At 53.1% G+C, this 15,272-nt stretch carries 25 protein-coding genes, 2 tRNA genes and 1 other RNA gene; 8 read left to right on the forward strand and 20 right to left on the reverse strand.

Annotated elements, in window-relative coordinates:
- Nucleotide 1 precedes the first annotated feature (1 nt).
- Nucleotides 2-511, reverse strand: coding sequence for a 4Fe-4S binding protein (locus E3E51_RS01520; RefSeq protein ID WP_167911357.1), 510 nt, complete (start codon nucleotides 509-511; stop codon nucleotides 2-4).
- Nucleotides 504-1,949 carry an FAD-dependent oxidoreductase gene (locus E3E51_RS01525; RefSeq protein WP_167911358.1) on the reverse strand — a complete coding sequence of 482 codons (1,446 nt, stop codon included), beginning with the start codon at nucleotides 1,947-1,949 and terminating at the stop codon, nucleotides 504-506. The genes E3E51_RS01520 and E3E51_RS01525 overlap by 8 nt, the downstream gene beginning before the upstream one ends.
- A gap of 124 nt (nucleotides 1,950-2,073) precedes the next feature.
- Between E3E51_RS01525 and ffs the strand changes: the two genes are divergently transcribed.
- The 8 genes from ffs (at nucleotide 2,074) to E3E51_RS01565 (ending at nucleotide 6,050) form a co-directional block, all read left to right on the forward strand.
- An RNA gene (gene ffs, locus E3E51_RS01530) (signal recognition particle sRNA) lies at nucleotides 2,074-2,387 on the forward strand.
- Nucleotides 2,388-2,434: 47 nt separating this feature from the next.
- Nucleotides 2,435-3,433, forward strand: coding sequence for a pyridoxal-phosphate dependent enzyme (locus tag E3E51_RS01535; RefSeq protein WP_167911671.1), 999 nt, complete (start codon nucleotides 2,435-2,437; stop codon nucleotides 3,431-3,433).
- 36 nt (nucleotides 3,434-3,469) lie between these two features.
- Nucleotides 3,470-4,372 carry a dihydroorotate dehydrogenase gene (locus E3E51_RS01540; protein WP_167911359.1) on the forward strand — a complete coding sequence of 301 codons (903 nt, stop codon included), beginning with the start codon at nucleotides 3,470-3,472 and terminating at the stop codon, nucleotides 4,370-4,372.
- 70 nt (nucleotides 4,373-4,442) lie between these two features.
- On the forward strand, nucleotides 4,443-4,679 hold the full coding sequence (locus E3E51_RS01545) for an AbrB/MazE/SpoVT family DNA-binding domain-containing protein (RefSeq protein WP_167911360.1): 237 nt from the start codon (nucleotides 4,443-4,445) through the stop codon (nucleotides 4,677-4,679).
- The gene (locus E3E51_RS01550; protein ID WP_167911361.1) at nucleotides 4,667-5,077 is read left to right on the forward strand and encodes a PIN domain-containing protein; all 411 of its coding nucleotides are present in this window, start codon (nucleotides 4,667-4,669) and stop codon (nucleotides 5,075-5,077) included. The genes E3E51_RS01545 and E3E51_RS01550 overlap by 13 nt, the downstream gene beginning before the upstream one ends.
- The gene (gene queC / locus E3E51_RS01555; protein WP_167911362.1) at nucleotides 5,074-5,793 is read left to right on the forward strand and encodes a 7-cyano-7-deazaguanine synthase QueC; all 720 of its coding nucleotides are present in this window, start codon (nucleotides 5,074-5,076) and stop codon (nucleotides 5,791-5,793) included. Before E3E51_RS01550 ends, queC begins: the two co-directional genes overlap by 4 nt.
- An 89-nt stretch (nucleotides 5,794-5,882) precedes the next feature.
- Nucleotides 5,883-5,959 (forward strand) — tRNA-Phe (locus tag E3E51_RS01560).
- 13 nt (nucleotides 5,960-5,972) lie between these two features.
- Nucleotides 5,973-6,050: transfer RNA gene (locus tag E3E51_RS01565), tRNA-Gly, on the forward strand.
- A 264-nt stretch (nucleotides 6,051-6,314) separates the two neighbouring features.
- On the opposite strand, the gene E3E51_RS01570 is transcribed toward E3E51_RS01565, so the two are convergent.
- The 18 genes from E3E51_RS01570 to E3E51_RS01655 all read right to left on the reverse strand — a co-directional run bounded on the left by E3E51_RS01570 (nucleotide 6,315) and on the right by E3E51_RS01655 (nucleotide 15,117).
- A complete protein-coding gene (locus tag E3E51_RS01570) occupies nucleotides 6,315-6,521 on the reverse strand; it encodes a hypothetical protein (protein WP_167911363.1) in 207 nt (68 codons plus the stop codon).
- A gap of 5 nt (nucleotides 6,522-6,526) precedes the next feature.
- Entirely contained in the window at nucleotides 6,527-6,745 is a 219-nt protein-coding gene (locus E3E51_RS01575) for a type II toxin-antitoxin system HicB family antitoxin (RefSeq protein WP_167911364.1), read from the reverse strand.
- 6 nt (nucleotides 6,746-6,751) lie between these two features.
- Nucleotides 6,752-7,105 (reverse strand): hypothetical protein, encoded by a 354-nt coding sequence (locus tag E3E51_RS01580; protein WP_167911365.1) that lies wholly within the window; start codon nucleotides 7,103-7,105, stop codon nucleotides 6,752-6,754.
- Nucleotides 7,106-7,309: 204 nt separating this feature from the next.
- Complete coding sequence (locus tag E3E51_RS01585) at nucleotides 7,310-7,918, reverse strand: hypothetical protein (RefSeq protein ID WP_167911366.1); 609 nt, start codon at nucleotides 7,916-7,918, stop codon at nucleotides 7,310-7,312.
- Nucleotides 7,905-8,372: a hypothetical protein gene (locus E3E51_RS01590; RefSeq protein ID WP_167911367.1), complete on the reverse strand. Its 468-nt coding sequence runs from the start codon at nucleotides 8,370-8,372 to the stop codon at nucleotides 7,905-7,907. Before E3E51_RS01590 ends, E3E51_RS01585 begins: the two co-directional genes overlap by 14 nt.
- On the reverse strand, nucleotides 8,356-8,649 hold the full coding sequence (locus E3E51_RS01595) for a hypothetical protein (protein WP_167911368.1): 294 nt from the start codon (nucleotides 8,647-8,649) through the stop codon (nucleotides 8,356-8,358). Before E3E51_RS01595 ends, E3E51_RS01590 begins: the two co-directional genes overlap by 17 nt.
- A gap of 6 nt (nucleotides 8,650-8,655) precedes the next feature.
- Entirely contained in the window at nucleotides 8,656-9,231 is a 576-nt protein-coding gene (locus E3E51_RS01600; protein ID WP_167911369.1) for a hypothetical protein, read from the reverse strand.
- Nucleotides 9,231-9,401 carry a hypothetical protein gene (locus E3E51_RS01605; protein ID WP_167911370.1) on the reverse strand — a complete coding sequence of 57 codons (171 nt, stop codon included), beginning with the start codon at nucleotides 9,399-9,401 and terminating at the stop codon, nucleotides 9,231-9,233. The genes E3E51_RS01600 and E3E51_RS01605 overlap by 1 nt, the downstream gene beginning before the upstream one ends.
- A complete protein-coding gene (locus E3E51_RS01610; protein WP_167911371.1) occupies nucleotides 9,398-9,730 on the reverse strand; it encodes a hypothetical protein in 333 nt (110 codons plus the stop codon). Before E3E51_RS01610 ends, E3E51_RS01605 begins: the two co-directional genes overlap by 4 nt.
- Before the next feature lie 9 nt (nucleotides 9,731-9,739).
- Nucleotides 9,740-10,006: a hypothetical protein gene (locus E3E51_RS01615; RefSeq protein WP_167911372.1), complete on the reverse strand. Its 267-nt coding sequence runs from the start codon at nucleotides 10,004-10,006 to the stop codon at nucleotides 9,740-9,742.
- Complete coding sequence (locus E3E51_RS01620; protein WP_167911373.1) at nucleotides 10,003-10,260, reverse strand: hypothetical protein; 258 nt, start codon at nucleotides 10,258-10,260, stop codon at nucleotides 10,003-10,005. The genes E3E51_RS01615 and E3E51_RS01620 overlap by 4 nt, the downstream gene beginning before the upstream one ends.
- Nucleotides 10,261-10,270: 10 nt before the next feature.
- Nucleotides 10,271-12,364, reverse strand: coding sequence for a hypothetical protein (locus E3E51_RS01625; RefSeq protein WP_167911374.1), 2,094 nt, complete (start codon nucleotides 12,362-12,364; stop codon nucleotides 10,271-10,273).
- Nucleotides 12,365-12,378: 14 nt separating this feature from the next.
- Nucleotides 12,379-12,537: a hypothetical protein gene (locus E3E51_RS01630; RefSeq protein WP_167911375.1), complete on the reverse strand. Its 159-nt coding sequence runs from the start codon at nucleotides 12,535-12,537 to the stop codon at nucleotides 12,379-12,381.
- 461 nt (nucleotides 12,538-12,998) lie between these two features.
- Nucleotides 12,999-13,418 (reverse strand): AbrB/MazE/SpoVT family DNA-binding domain-containing protein, encoded by a 420-nt coding sequence (locus E3E51_RS01635; RefSeq protein WP_167911376.1) that lies wholly within the window; start codon nucleotides 13,416-13,418, stop codon nucleotides 12,999-13,001.
- On the reverse strand, nucleotides 13,396-13,848 hold the full coding sequence (locus E3E51_RS01640; RefSeq protein ID WP_167911377.1) for an AbrB/MazE/SpoVT family DNA-binding domain-containing protein: 453 nt from the start codon (nucleotides 13,846-13,848) through the stop codon (nucleotides 13,396-13,398). The genes E3E51_RS01635 and E3E51_RS01640 overlap by 23 nt, the downstream gene beginning before the upstream one ends.
- Nucleotides 13,838-14,260 carry an AbrB/MazE/SpoVT family DNA-binding domain-containing protein gene (locus tag E3E51_RS01645; RefSeq protein ID WP_167911378.1) on the reverse strand — a complete coding sequence of 141 codons (423 nt, stop codon included), beginning with the start codon at nucleotides 14,258-14,260 and terminating at the stop codon, nucleotides 13,838-13,840. The genes E3E51_RS01640 and E3E51_RS01645 overlap by 11 nt, the downstream gene beginning before the upstream one ends.
- Before the next feature lie 113 nt (nucleotides 14,261-14,373).
- Nucleotides 14,374-14,877, reverse strand: coding sequence for a hypothetical protein (locus E3E51_RS01650; protein ID WP_167911379.1), 504 nt, complete (start codon nucleotides 14,875-14,877; stop codon nucleotides 14,374-14,376).
- 9 nt (nucleotides 14,878-14,886) lie between these two features.
- On the reverse strand, nucleotides 14,887-15,117 hold the full coding sequence (locus tag E3E51_RS01655) for a hypothetical protein (protein ID WP_167911380.1): 231 nt from the start codon (nucleotides 15,115-15,117) through the stop codon (nucleotides 14,887-14,889).
- Nucleotides 15,118-15,272: the final 155 nt, after the last annotated feature.

The following is a 15,272-nucleotide window of genomic DNA, read 5'->3' on the forward strand; positions in this document are numbered from 1 at the left end:
TTCACTCCCCCCTATCAACCCTCACCGCCCGGACGTCCCAGGCCAGCTCTACCGGCACCTCGACGATGAGTATCGGCGTGTCTCCCTTGCTCTTCTCCCTAGGCACAACTGTGAGCACCTTCCCCTTTCCAACAGGCTCGCCGACCCTGTTGAGAAGAACGACCTCCTCGCCCTTCTCTGGAACCGGAAGGAGTTCGTGGGGCATAGTTATCCTCGCTTTGTCGCCGACGTAGTGAACCATGAAGAAGGCCAGACCTGGACAGATTTGGACGCAGAGAGAGCAGCCGATGCACTTGTCGTAATCGACTATCGGCAGGTCGTTCGGGGTGGGCATGCTTATGGCCCCGGTGGGACATATCTCCCTGCACGGGGCGCAGGGTATCTCCTGCGGGCACTCCGGAACGGCAACGGGCCTTTTTCTGAGCCTCTCCTCGCTCGGCAGGGGGATGAACTTTTCAAGCTCCTCAGGGGTGATGTAACCGTTTCTGAGGTAGGCGGGGATTTCACTCACTGGCGACACCTCCAATAAGGGCCTTCTTTATGCCCTCAAGCACGTGCCTGCCGAAGGGCCCGGAGCGGAACTCCAGGAGGTCTTTCTGGGCCTTCTCCATCTCCTTGAGCCAGCCTTCGTCCGCTATGCCCAGCCGAAGCGCGGCGGCGATTCCGGCGACCTTACCCTCAAGCATAGCGGTCGTTGCCTCCTCTATTCCGGCCGAGTCTCCGGCGACGAATATTCCCCTGACGGTGGTCTCCATCCATTCGTCGCGGACGGCCACGTGGCCGCTGAGTTCACGGACGTACCTTATCTGACAGCCGGCCTGGTGGAGGAGCTCGATGCTGGGCCTCAAACCAACGGCGAGGGCTATGACGTCGACCTCAAAGGTTCTCTCCGTTCCGGGGATGACCTGCCAGTTCTCATCGAGCTGGGCAACGATTGCCCTTTCGACCTTCTCCTTTCCCTCGGCGCGCAGGATGGTGTGCCTCGTGAGTATCGGAACGCCCAGGCGCCTAACCTTGGCCGCGTGGACGAAGTAGCCGCCGACCTTTGGCATGGCCTCGACTATCGCCTTCACCTCAACGCCGGCCTGGATGAGTTGATACGCCAGAATAAGCCCCACGTTTCCGGCTCCAACGATTAGAACCTTATCGCCGGGCTTGACGCCGTAAGTGTTCATGAGCGTCTGAATCGCACCTGCGCCGTAGATTCCAGGCAGATCGTTGTTCTCAAAGGGTATCATCTTCTCCATCGCGCCTGTTGCCACGATAACCGCCCTTCCGCGGAACTCCATCAGCTTGCGGTTGTTCTTTACGGCCAGGACGAGCTTCTCGTCGCCTTCCTGAAAGATGCCGACGGCGGACGTTTCAAGGAAGATTTCAACGTTCTCCCTCTTCCTGGCTTCGTCCTCAAGGATTTTCGCTATCTCCACGCCCCTGACTCCCGCGAACTGCTCGCGCTTGCCGAAGAACTTGTGGGTCTGCTTGACGAGCTGACCGCCTAGCAGGGGGTTCTCATCGAGAAGAACAACGCTCGCTCCTGCATCGGCCGCATGGATGGCCGCCATTAGCCCCGCAGGACCGCCGCCCACTATAACGACGTCCGCCCTGACGACCTTTGCGTCCTTAAACTCAGGCGGCTTTGCCTCCTTCGGCAGCTTGGCCTTTCCGTGCTGGGGCTCGATCCTCATGCCGTCCTCGACGAGGGTTATGCAGGTTCTAACGTTGGGTATTCCGTTTACAACCATCAAACACGAGGAACATTTGCCAATGGCGCAGAAGAGCCCCCTGGGTCGCTTCTCGTTGGCGGAATAGTTCAAAACCCTCACACCTGCGGCGTGAAGGGCCGTCGCTATAGTTTCTCCCTCGTATGCCTTGATCGGCCGGCCCTCAAAGTATATTGTAACCTCCCTACCGCGCTCAAAACGCAGAACAGGATGTTCAGTTAAGCGCATGGTGTATCACCCATGCACCTATTCGTTCATGTATTTATGAAAATTTTTCAATCCGAAGGTTCTTCACCTTTGGTTTCAAGGATTACCAAAGCTTTATATATTGGGTGGGGGATAAGTTAGCTGGCGGCGGGCTAGGCCGGGGGGTTCGGCGTCCCCTGCAACCGGAAACCGTCGATATGCCGGGGCCGAAGCCCGGGGGGCGGTTCCCAAAGCCGTCCCCGGAAGCCGGGGCACAACGGTGATCCCTCGTCCCACGGGGCCGGCGGTGGGCGGGGTCCGGCTGGAGGGCCGGGCTAACGCCCTTTGCCCGCCGAACCCCGCCAGGCCCGGAAGGGAGCAGCGGTAGGCGGGACGTTCGGCGCTCGTGGGGTAGCGGGGGTGAGCGAGCCCCGGTGGAAGGGGACGGTGGAGGGTTCCCACCCCCGGGCGCGCCCGCCGCCGCTAAACTTTTGAACGGTTCTATGGAAATCTTAACGGTGGTTCCAATGCACCCGAAGATAGGTTCCGTTCTTGCGAAGTTCCCGCGGGTCGAGCTGATAAAGTGGGAGACCCCGATTCAGTACCTTCCGAAGATAAGCTCGATGGTCGGCGCTGACGTCTACGTCAAGCGCGATGACCTCACAGGCTTTGGAATCGGCGGGAACAAGATAAGAAAGCTTGAATTCCTCCTGGGCGATGCAATAGCCAAGGGTGCCGATACGGTGATAACACTCGGTGCGGTTCATTCGAACCATGCCTTCGTGACGGCCCTGGCCGCAAAGAGCTTAGGTCTGGATGCCCTCCTCGTTCTTCGCGGGAGGGAAGAGCCCAGGGGCAACTACCTCCTTGACAAACTTGTTGGGATAGAGACGAGGGTCTTCGAGGCCGAGAAGACGACCGACCTGATTCCAATGGCGGAGGAGATAGCCGAGGAGCTGAGGGCAGAGGGCAGAAAGCCATACATAATCCCGATAGGCGGCGCTTCCCCAGTCGGGACCCTCGGGTACGTGAGGGGGGTTGGAGAAATCGCTTCGCAAGCGAACGGGTTTGGCCTGGGATTCGACACGGTGGTTGACGCCGTCGGCAGCGGCGGCACTTTGGCGGGGATAACCCTAGGCCTGAGCCTCATTGGGGCGGAAACGGAGCCCGTGGGAATGGGCGTCGGGATATTCGCCGGTGACATGGAGGAGAGGGTCGCGGGCCTGGCCGAGGAGACGAGGAAGCTCCTGGGAATCAAGTGCAGGATCAAAAAGCCGAGGATACACGACTACAGCTTCGGCGCCTACGGGAAAATCGTGAGAGAGGTGGGAGAAACGATAAGGCTCGTGGCGAAGCTTGAGGGAATACTACTCGACCCGGTTTACACTGGAAAAGCCTTCCACGGCCTCATGGAGATGGCCCGGGCCGGCGAGCTCGGCGAAACCGTGCTCTTCATCCACACCGGCGGCTTCCCAGGAGTCTTCCACTACGGCGAGGAGATGCTCAGGCTCATGGAAAAGCCTTAAAGCCATCCTCCACCTTTTTGCCTTCGGGGTGTCAAGATGGCCAGCATTGAAGTGGAGCTTTTCGGGATAAGGTTCGAGAATCCGCTCATTCTCGCATCGGGAATAAACGACAAGGTCCCGGAGCAGTGGATTAGGGCGCACGAGGAGGGTGCCGGGGGGGTTGTCACCAAATCAATCGGAATCGAGCCGAGGGCAGGTTACGACAATCCAACGATTGTGGAGCTTCCCTACGGCCTGATAAACGCGATGGGCCTGCCGAACCCCGGCTGGAAGGGCTTCCTTGAGATGGTCGAAGGATACACCTTTGACTTCCCGCTCATAGTCTCGATTTTCGGCGGAACGCCGGAGGAGTTCGCCTTCCTTGCGGAGAAGCTGAGCGACGTCGCCGATGCATTCGAGCTGAACCTCAGCTGCCCCCATGCGAAGGGCTACGGCATGGAAATCGGTCAGAAGCCGGAAAACGTTTACGAAGTGGTGAAGGCCGTTAAGGACGCAACCGACAGGCCTGTTGTCGCGAAGCTGACGCCGAACATAGACAACATAACGAAGCTCGGTCTTGCGGCCGAAAAAGCTGAAGCCGATGCGGTCTCGGCCATAAACACGCTGAAGGCGATAGCGATTGACGTCTACGCGAGGAGGCCAGTTCTCAGCAACCACGTCGGAGGCTACTCCGGACCTGGGGTTAAGCCCGTCGCGCTGAGAGCGGTTTACGACCTTGCAAGAACCCTAGATATCCCGGTTATAGGCATCGGCGGGATAACCACCTGGCAGGACGCGGTCGAGTTCCTCCTCGCCGGGGCATCGGCACTGCAGATTGGAACGGCCCTCTCGCTCCGGGGCTGGAAGGTTTTCCGGGAGATTAACGAGGGCATCGAGGCCTACCTCGAAAGCGAGGGCTTTTCGAGCGTGAGGGAGATAGTCGGGCTTGCCCTCGGGTGATTTCTTTCCTTTCTCGCCGGGCCAAAAGGACTTTATAGGAGAAAAGCCTACTATACTACGGTGCACTACTATGCCGGTCACGAAGGTCACCCGGAACTACCAGATAACGATTCCTGCCGAGATTAGGAAGGCCCTCGGCATAAAGCAGGGCGAATACCTTACTGTCGAGCTTAGGGGGGAGGAGATAGTCATAAGAAAGGCCGAGATGGAGTGGCCGAGCATTGACTTGGGCAGGGACTTCACGCCAGAGAAAATCGAAGAGAACGCCGAAAAGATGCTCGGGGAGGCGTCAAGATGGGAGGAGTAGCCGTCGTGGACACGAACGTGCTCCTCTACTCCATCAACAGGAGTTCGGAGAGATACGAGGAAGCAAGGAGGCTCGTCAACTCCCTCGACAGAATCGTTTTGCCGACGATTGTGGTGTACGAGTTCGTGTGGAACCTTGCCGTCGGGGGCCTCAGTCCTGGGGAGGCCGAGAGGACGCTCTCAAAAATCCTTCTGAACGAGCGGGTTGCCCTCGCAGACGACAGGCAATACCTACTTTCAGCCTTTGAGCTCTTCGGGGATCTCGGTCTCAAGCACTACAACGACTCCGTAATCCTCGCCACAGCGAGGGACATAGGAACCATTGCAACTTACGACAAAAAGCTTAGAAACCGTGCTGCAAAACTGGGAATTAAACTGCTCCCGGAGGTGTTCGAATGAAGCGTGCCCTAGTGTTGTTCTCTGGTGGGCTTGACTCGACGGCCTGCCTTTATTGGGCGAAGAGGAACTACGACGAGGTCATCATGCTCACCGTGAACTACGGAAGCAACGAGGAAAGGGTCACGAACAGGGTCGCAGAGTTCTTCTCGAAGGAGCTGGACGTCCCGCTGAAGATAGTCAGGCTGGACTTCCTTGAGGAGTTCTCGAAGCTCATGGGGACGACCCTTGTGGGTGGTGAGACGCCGAAGGTTACGGCGGAAGAGCTTGAGGACATGAGCGTCGCTCAGGAGACGGCGAAGAGCGTCTGGGTTCCAGCTCGTAACGTCGTCCTGATAAGCGTCGCCGCTTCGCTCTTGGATGCCCTCGGAGGTGGGGACATAGTAGTTGGCTTCAACGCAGAGGAGGGGGCAACATTCCCGGACAACACCCCGGAGTTCGTCGAGAGGATGAACGAGATGCTGAAGTACGGAACCATGGCAGAGGTTAAGGTCGTCGCCCCGCTCATAGACCTCGACAAGAGGGGCATAGCGAAGCTCCTTAAGGAGCTGGACGCGAAGTACGAGTACTCCAACTCCTGCTACATGCCGAAGGGCTTCACAGAGGACGGAAAGCCAATACACTGCGGCGAGTGTGAAAGCTGTGTGAGGCGGCACCGCGGTCTGATTGATGCCATCGGTGAGGACGAGACCGTTTACGCCGTTAAGCCAAGGGTATGACCTTCTCCCGACTTCCCCTGCCGTGACGGCCCTGCCTCTCTGCCACCGCAAGATTTATAAATCTCTGCCTGCCCCTTATCTTTGGGCATGGGGCGGTAGCTCAGCCTGGGAGAGCGCCGGACTGAAGATCCGGGTGTCGGGGGTTCAAATCCCCCTCGCCCCACCACTTTCTCAGCAGCGCGGTGGTAGTCTAGCCTGGTCTAGGACACCGGCCTTCCAAGCCGGTGACCCGGGTTCAAATCCCGGCCACCGCACCACAATCTGTTTCTGAAGCCTTGAAAGAGCATCTTCCTGCGAAACAACCGCCGCAAGAATCATATTGACCACCTGCGACAAGTTGTAGCCCCTACTGCGAACTTCCTCGACCAAACCCTCATACAAGTAAAGATGAACCCGTTTCTTCTGCCAGTAATCGGCCAAATCTCGATTGAGAGCCTTACTTTTTTCATGGGCTTCTTGTCCCAAAATGACCCACCCGTTGAAATGTGACCGTGGAGAGATATTAAGACTGCGGTCATGGTTCACACCCTCACGAAGTCGTAGAACTCTTTCAGCGCGTCGGGAAGCGTGTACTCGCGCTTGCTCAGCTTTACGGCAACGTAGTGCTTTCCATCGCTGCCTTCTAGGAGGATGTAGAAGTTTCTCGCCGACTCTGCGAGAGCGTACTTATCTTCAATCTCGATAACCTTTGCGGGCTCGCCGTCGATCATAATATATTCCACGAACATGGCCGTCACCTCAGCCAATCGAGTAGGGCATAGCGGAGGGCTATGGCAGAAATGTGGAACCTGCCGAGGTCGTTATCTTCAACATACTCCTCCATGGCGGCCTCAAGATTCTCCCCAAAGTTCTTGAAGGCCTCGGCGATCGTCCTGCCACAACCCACTACGTAGCCGGCTGGATCCTCCACACACCAGACGCCGTCTTCTTTGTAGATCTTGAGCTTGAGCATGTGCCCTCACCATAATTCAGCAACTTTCCCGATCTCAAACTTCCACATTTTGGCGAGGTTTTCCATGCGTTCGGAGAAGCGGTCGGAGAGCCTGTACATTCCTCTATCCTCGTAAATCATGCCGATTGCTAAGAGTTTCTTCACGACTCTGAAGTAGAGGACCTTATCAGCGCCCTCAATGTCAAGGGCTTCCTGATATTCATCCTTGAAGAGGGCTCCGTTCTTCTTCAGGTATTCAATAAGGCGTTTTGCTATGTCGAGGGTCTTACCCTCGAAGAGGAGTTCCAAGACAGAGGTGGGTGGTTGGTAGACTGGAACCCTTATCTCAACATAGTCTGGAAACTTCCTTTTGCGAGGCATTATACCACCCCTGTTACTTCGTTAGCAAGTCGTATATTTTTCAGGTGCCAGGACGCTTCGTAAGTTGGGGTGGATAAGTACAGGTGGTGTATATTTGGCCGGGTTTTCCGGCGTTTGGGTTTGGTCATACGGGAAAGGTCCTTCTGAAAGATGGATAATATACAGGAGGCGTTAGTATCCCGAACGTTAACATCCATACGAAAGTTAACAGCCATGGCTGACCCTCCTTAGTTCTTTTTTGAACCACTTAATGTAAGCTGTTAATCCCTCCTCATTCCTCAAGCGAATTGCCTCGTTAGCAAGCTCATAAACCTCATACGGGTCAGCCTCAGCAGGAATTGGAATATAACTGCCGCGTCCAGGAACGACTAAATCAGGGTCTCTAGCGTAGGTGTAGAGGTCACAGCTTTCCTCTCCTTTTGGGAATGGCTTGGTGTAAAGGATTGGAAAGTATTGAACGCCAACCTGCTTGAGAATCCTGTAGTTATATTGTACAAGGTGTGTTAACTCGTGGGCTATTATGTGCCTCACGTACTCAACCGGAAACTTATCGAGGAGTTCAGGGTTTAGGGCGAGGTTGTAAGGATAACCAATAGTCTGATATCTTCCATGTGCTGTATATGTAGCATGTAACCGGAATGTGAATCCCCTAAGCTCAGGGAAATAGTTTTCCACAACTTCAACGACGAGTGGAACGTATTCCTTTCTTAACGTCTCCCTGTCCTTCTCATCCCTAACTCTAACCTCGACAGTTGTTCTTGGTTTGGAATTGAACCAGCGGTCGAGCCTAATGACAGTTTCACTCACGGCCATCACGCTCCTTTTCGAGTTCTTCGAGCTTGCGCTTTGCTCTCAAAAACTCAGCCTTCGTGAAGAGGTACTCCATCTCCTTTGCGAACTTCTCGTTCTCCTTCAATTCAATGATACCATAATCCTTTGAGATGAGCCAGCTACCTTTGTGCCCTTCGACCTCTGAAGAGAAAACCACCAATGCCCATCCCTCATACGCGTATGCTAAGAGCTTCGCAAACTCGAAAGCCGCTTCGAACTCTTCCCCAATGGCATCATAGTCGTGGTTTATGAACGCAAAGAATTTGTCGTCTTTGAGGAGTTGGCCCGCGAGAATGCTCACCACGTCCAATTTCGTTTTTTCAGTATCGTGAAGCTCCTTGAATGCATTTGCCGCCTTCTTGACCCTCCCCTCGTGTATTTTCAAGCTCGTATCAGAATGATAAACCGAAATGTATGAACTAATGCTCACGGCCATCACGCTCCTTGATGAATTCGAACAACTGTTTCTGCTGTTTATCATTGTTGTTCCAAACCGCATAGAGGTAATCAGCAGAGACAGGAACTGGAACTTCTTCGAAAGACACCACTCTCAGCACCCCCTTTTGTTCGAGATAAGAAATTGCATCTTTCACAGGACCAGGACATCTAATTATTGTCTCAGCGACTACTTTTGCTAGAGTCACTTTGTCAAGCTCTGACTCAACTAAGAAAATGATCTCACGACGAAACACGTTCAACAAGTACAACGCCACGCCCCGTCACCTCCCCCTCACATAGGCCGGAACGAACGGTCTTGTCTGAGCCGGCTTCACACCGAGCAAAAGCTCCAAATCATCCCGCAACTCCTCAACACTCTTCGAGACGATGGCCTCCTTGAGGTCAATGACAGCGTAGTAATCCCTCGCGGATCCACCGCGGCGGTACTCAAAGCTCGGCTCAACGTGCGCCACGTTGAACATCACAAACCGCTCCTCGCCCACTTGAATGAAATAATAGAGCGGGAGCGCAAAGACTTCAGAGAGGGCCCTGAGCCGCTGGAACTGCCAGCCATTCACGAGAAGCTCGCCCTTCGCCCACGACTCCTTGGCCACGCGCCAGCTAATGAACTTCAGCTCGAACGCCGCGAGAGGCACGTCAGAGCGCTTCCTGAAGAGTACTGAGTCGATGTCGTAAATCGAGAACATCTCCGGCATGGCGGCTTCAATGAGGGAGCTGAAGATGTACTTGTTTTCCGCGTTCTTTATCTCGCGCTCCATGTAATCAAAGAAGGGCTTGTAGACTGACGGCCCGTAGCGGGCCGCCTGGCGAATCATTGCTGCCCTCGCGGCCACCATCAGCCCTCACCTCCGAGGAGGACGGCGATCACGTCCTTCATGATGTCCTTGTGGTAAGTCTTCTGGAAGGCTTCAACGTGCTTTTTCAGCCCTCTCGCCGCTGCCAGGATTTTCCGCCGTTCCTTGCGCTCGTTCTCGGAAAAAATTTCAAGAGCAGTCTGGAAAGTCATGCCTTCACCTCCACGGCCTGGCCGGCCTTGGCTTTCTTCAGCACGGCGCGGCGAAGCTTGCCGGCCCGGCGCGTCCAGGCGACATAGAAGTTCCCCGTCAGCTCATCAGTATCCGCAACGCGGATCGTTGCCGGGCGGCTGTGCAGCTCAATGTAGAAGCCCTTATACCAGCCAGCCACGTCGCCGTCGTCGTAGACCTTCAAGACCTTGAACACCTTTGCGAACTCGGAAGGCCTCATGCTGAGGATTTCGAACGCCATTTCCCTGAGTACTTCCTGTCCCGGCAAAGGGCCCATTTCGCGGTATACGCCGAGTTCCATTGCCTTCATGTTCTCACCTCACCAGTCACCGTCGCGGTGTTTGATGTCATAGAATTCAACGCACATCTTGTATCCACTCTGGTGGATGTGGACTTTGAGGTCGTGCTTCCTCGCGAAGTTCTGAATCCGCTCTATGTGCTCGAGGTACAGGTCCGTTGCGAAAACCTGCAACGTATAGCTGTCATCAGCCGGCCAGTAGTTGTTGCCAATCCCCGGCGTCAGGCCGAGGTCACCAAGCTCCTCATAGAGGTTCCTCATCAGCTCAACAACTTCCTCACGCCTCATGCCCTCACCTCCCTCTTCTGGATCTTTCTCTGCAGGGTCTCCAGCGCGTCAGCCCAACCTGACCAGTACTCCGCGCCGTTCTCCCTGCGCGCCATTGCCGAGAAAGCCGCTTCCCTGGCTTCTGCAATCTCCCGCTCAAGCCACTCCAACAGCGTGGGCACTTCCGCGTAGGCCTCCTTGGCCTGCTCCCTCCACCTGGCCTCGGCCACAAGGGCCGCCAGGGTGTCTCCAGCATACACCAACGTCCTAACCATGGCTACCACCTCATGCGCGCGATACGCCCGAATAAACCACGTTCAGACCAGCCTCAACCGCCTTCTTCCTGTCCAAAACCAGCTTATCGTCCGCCTCAAAGACCACGCTCTTGGCCTTCAGAATGTCCAGAGCCGTCCTGAGGACCGTCTCAGGAATCCCCGTCTGCTCAGCCAACTCCTCAAAAGAAACCGGTTGCATCGCCAGAACATTCACAACCTCGTCCAGAACACTGAAGACTTCCTGCTCGTACTCCTCCCTCTCCATCGGCGCGACCTGGTCAAGGAAATCCTGGAGCGGGACGACAGCAACCCATGTCTGCCTACCATTGAACCGCTTCTGTTTGTAGCCCCAATTCATCAATCTCCTAAGGTCAGCAAAGCTGTAGATGTCCAAATCCCTCTTATCAGCCTTCAAAGCATCAAGCAGGCTCCTGAAGATGATGACCTCTCCGTCCCTCAGGTAGAAGTACTCGCTGTAATTGGCCCTGAGAACATACTCGACCCTCTCGCGGATGTAATCAGCCCTGTCCTCGCTCTTCTTGACGTTCTTGAGGTAGAGCTCGTTGAAGTGCCTCCTGAGCCAGGTCGTAACGTACTCGACCTTCTCAGCCTCAAGCTCCTCGATGAAGTCCTCCTCCAGCGATGCTTCCCTGAACCACTGCGGAACCGGTAGGCCGGCGTAGGAATAGAGGGCCTCGACGAGAAGCTCAGCGAGGTCAATCCAGTGGTTGTCGAGGAGCTTGGGGTCGGCCTTCACGAGGTTGAAAACAAACCTGCCGATTGCAGAGAGGACACCCATCTTTGGCACAATCTCGCGCTCAAACCTTCCCTGAGCCTCCTTCGGAATCTTGTCCACCTTCGTGAACTCGACGGTGAGAAAACGCCTCCTGATGGCCTCGTTCCGAGGAGCGCTCATGTTAGCCGTGAAAACGAAGGTAGCCAGCGACGGATAGATTTTGATTGAACCCTTGTAGCTCTTGAAGCGGAAGAGGTACTGCTCCGGAGCGTTCTTGAGCAGGTTGAACAGGTTGTCGTCCTCGTCTCCCCTGTTGAGCGAGCGAAAGAGGTTGGCCGCTTCATTCAGAATTAGGACGCTCGCCCTGGAGGCAATCAGCTCGCTGAGGGTGTAGAGGCTCCACGACGCTCCAGAGGAAGTGAACGGAGAGGACCACATCTCCGCGATGACTCTTCCAACGCTGTGAGTCTTACCCGTCTGAGACTCTCCTATTAATAGTAGGTAAGGAATCCATCTCCGCTTTTCGTTATAGACCTTGTAGGCGTATCCAAGGCCACCCACGAGGGCCCACTTAATGGCCCTGCCGAACTTGTAGGGCCAGCTCTCACGCCACGAGGTTTTGTTCACAGTCCTCGTTATCTCGTCGAGCAAAAGGAGGGCTTCCCTGACTTCTTCAGGTGAAGGCATGCTCGTGTCAAAGTCATACGCCTCAAGCTGGCCCGTGTTCGGGTTCCAGTAGATGCCAGGAGCCATCGGCCTGTCCTCAAAACGCACCGCGTTGAGGTAGCGGGCGAGGGTTAGAATCGTGTCAATGGCCTCCTTTGCCAGAGGCTCGCTGGAGAACAGGCCACCGATTTCCTTCAGCCTGTCGAGGAGTTCCACCGCTAAAACAGGCTCAAGCTCCTGAACCACCGGACCTTTCCAGCTGTTCAAAGCGACGGTCCACTGGTAAAGGACTGGCGGGCTCCTTCCAAGTTCCCTCGCGGCAAGCTCAAGAGTGAAGTCCCTGAAGGCCCTTATCTCGACCGGCACGAGGTTTAGGATTGTTTGCTCGTGGATTGGGACTTCTTCAACCACTGGCTCACCGGTAGCCTCGTCCTTTACGGGCTTGCCTTCCTCGTCCACGACCTTTCTCCTGATGACCCTGTGGAGGACCACGCGGGGGCGGTGGTAATCAAGGATCCAATAGTACCTCCCCCTGCGCTTGAATATGACTGTGTAAAAGTCAATGTAGTCCAAGGGGTAGCCTCTGAACTCAGCTGGAAGGTAGTTTTCGTCCTCCAAAGTTCTGGCTTCCTTGAGCAGTTCCTGGAAGGCCATGAGAAGCGGTGAAGTTTCAATGTAGATTCTGACTTCCTCCTGGTCCATGGAGCTCGCCTCGGCTAAGTTTTTATCTCAGGCAGGACGTGGGCGAGGAGCTCGCGGAGGGTTTCATCCTCCGTTACCTTCCTGCCCTTCTCCATGAACAGCTTCCCGCGGTAGCGCTGGAAGAGCTGGTACGTGTCCTCACGAACCACAATCTGTTTCCAAGTTGCTGGCATTTTGCTCACCTTCAATTATATTGAAGTTTTCAAATAATTTGAAGAACTTAGATTATTTAAAGCTTGCGTGGGCAAAAGTTGGAAATGTTACTCAAAAATGGGTAACTAAAGATAAGGTGTCACACTACCAGTCACATCTTGTAGAGTGTGACGCAATGTGACGGGGGTTAGAGGTCTCTATTCGGCTAAAAAAGGCAGGAGAAAGCTCCGTTAATGTCACAATGTCACACTCCAAAAAACATACCCCCTATATTTTGTTTTTCATGAATTTTCTCTTTGAAATTGAACATCTGTTCAAAATTAGGTTAATCTAACCAAGAAAAAACACATATAGGGTGTTTTTATATAAGTGTGACATTGTGACATTAAAGAAGGAAGGAGAATGCTTTATTTCAAAAATAAAGCGAAAAAACCCTGCGTCACAACCGTCACATAGCGTCACATTGCAAGTTAGTGTGACGTCATTGCCTAAAAGAGTGAAGCATAATCTCTCTTTCTAAACTAGGATCTAAAAACACAAATCCTTTTGCATGGACCTCTCCAACGATATTGGGTGGGATACCTTCTATGAGAATTTGCGGAGTATGGATGACTTTTAATAGAATAACCTCTATAATCTCACCTTTGCTTAGGTTTAGCTTTCTTACAAGTTCCACCGGAAGAGGAGTCACGCCCTGGCTACTGACTCTCAAAATTACCAGCGCTCTTTTGATAGGTTCAGAGTTTCTGAGCTTTCTTAGAATTACGATAACATAATCCTTGGCATTTATAGAATAAACCTCTCGTGTCTCTTTAGGTAACGTAATCCTATTTTGAGATAGCACTCGTGTGTGGAACTTTGCTAATGGTTCTATTAGCTCAATATTGTCCGATGAGTCCAAGGTATACACCTCCATAACTATCGAATCCGATTGTGCTCTCGTCATCTTCGGAAATTATAGCATATCCCCGTCTTAGCAGTTGGGTCTTGTATTTAGAAAAGACGACCTTATCCGTTAGAATGTCCTCCGGCTTGAAAAAGTTGAGTAGAAGGGCCTCGATTATATCCTGTTTTAGTTGTATCCCCATCATTCTGGATAATTCCGATGGTATAACTACTCTCCCATTCACCCCCACCTTAGCTATCAGTACGGCCCTTTTCGTGGGTTTTTTGGTCTGTGGGTCGAGTTTGCGTATCAGGAGTTCTGCGTAGTCGCCTTCTTCGATGTTGTAGAGTTTGCGGGTTTCTTTTGGTATGGTGATTCGGCCTTTGGTGGTGGGTTGTGCGTGGAATTTAGCTAGAGGTTCCATGATTTTAGCTTTACCAGTCATTGGCCGTGCCCCCTAGGGTTGTTAGGAGTGTGGCTTCCTCGTCAATCTCGTTGAATTGGACTTTCGGGGTGAGGATAGGTCCAACCTTGCTTTCCAGCTGTGAGCGAACGAGAATATAATCAATGAGGAGAATCTCCACAAAATCACCCACTTTTAGCCCATATTTATCCCGAACCTTCTTTGGGATTGTAAAAACGCCTCTATCATAAACCTTAGCCACCGCAAAAATCCGCCCGCGAATCCTCTTGGATTCATCTGGAACTCTTATTATGACAACCACAAAATCCCCATCCTGAATTCCATAATATTCTCTAATATAGATAGGAATCATGACCTTACCTTGTGGTCTGAGTTTGCTTTGGAATTTCGCCAGTGGCTCGATTACCCTGGTCTCGCTGTCTTGGTCGGGCATGAGAGGTCCTCCGGTATTTTCCGTATTTATTACGGAACTAATATGGCGTTGGCTAAATAAGGTTTATCTTTTCAGAGAGATATTCTAAGAAAGAGTAAGAACCGGAAAGCCTATTAGAGTCTCAGGTTATTCATAATTCCTGACTGGACGTTCTCCAAGAAGTCGTCCCAAATTTTGTCTTGGGTGTCTTGTGGGAGAGTTTTCAGAGCTTTATCAAGTGCTTTGTCATTGAAGTCGTCGAGTTTTCTTAATATCTTGAATATTTGGGTTAGGTGCTTGTAATCTTGTGGTTCTACATGTATAGAATAGAGCGTGCTGCATTCTTTGTTCTGCGATTTGCAATAATACTTAGTGGCCTTTAGTATGTAGTAGAGGCTGTTTCCGAGGCATTGTATTTCCATGAGGTAGAATATGTATTTGCCTCCGGAGGTTCCATCGGGGTTTTGTGCTGTTCCTAAGAGCTCGGCGCGGGCTATTTGCTCTGAGATTAGGGTGATGTAGTCTTCGTAGGGTTCGTCAAATTCCCATTCGATTAATTGTCTTAGGTGGTCCACGATGTCAATGGTGTATCTTTTGGACTTGGAGATTTGGGCCCATACCTCAAATATTTTCCTCATGGTTTCACCTCATTCCCTTAGCTTTCTGAACCTAATTGCGAGGCTGTCGCTGTTTCTGTGGTAGTATATTCTGTCTAAGACCAGCCCACCTTTCCAGGCCGTGTTTTCTATCTCTCTGAATTCTTGGCCGGAAAGGCCTCCGTGGATGTGGATCTCTATGCCTCCGTCCCGAACTCCTACATGCCCTTTGGTAGAGACTATATGGGAGATTATATCTTGAACATCTCGTATAGAATACATAGTGTCACCTCAACCCAAAGTAATACTTTTGAGGTTAATAAGATTTTGGGCTCACTATCTCCTCATCAGCAGAATAATCTCGCCAGTGGCTCAATGATCTTGCTGTCCGGCCCCATGGTCGCACCGCCGTGGTGTTATGACATTGCCCATATTTT

The sequence above is a fragment of the Thermococcus sp. 21S7 genome, assembly GCF_012027615.1.
GTDB lineage: Archaea > Methanobacteriota_B > Thermococci > Thermococcales > Thermococcaceae > Thermococcus.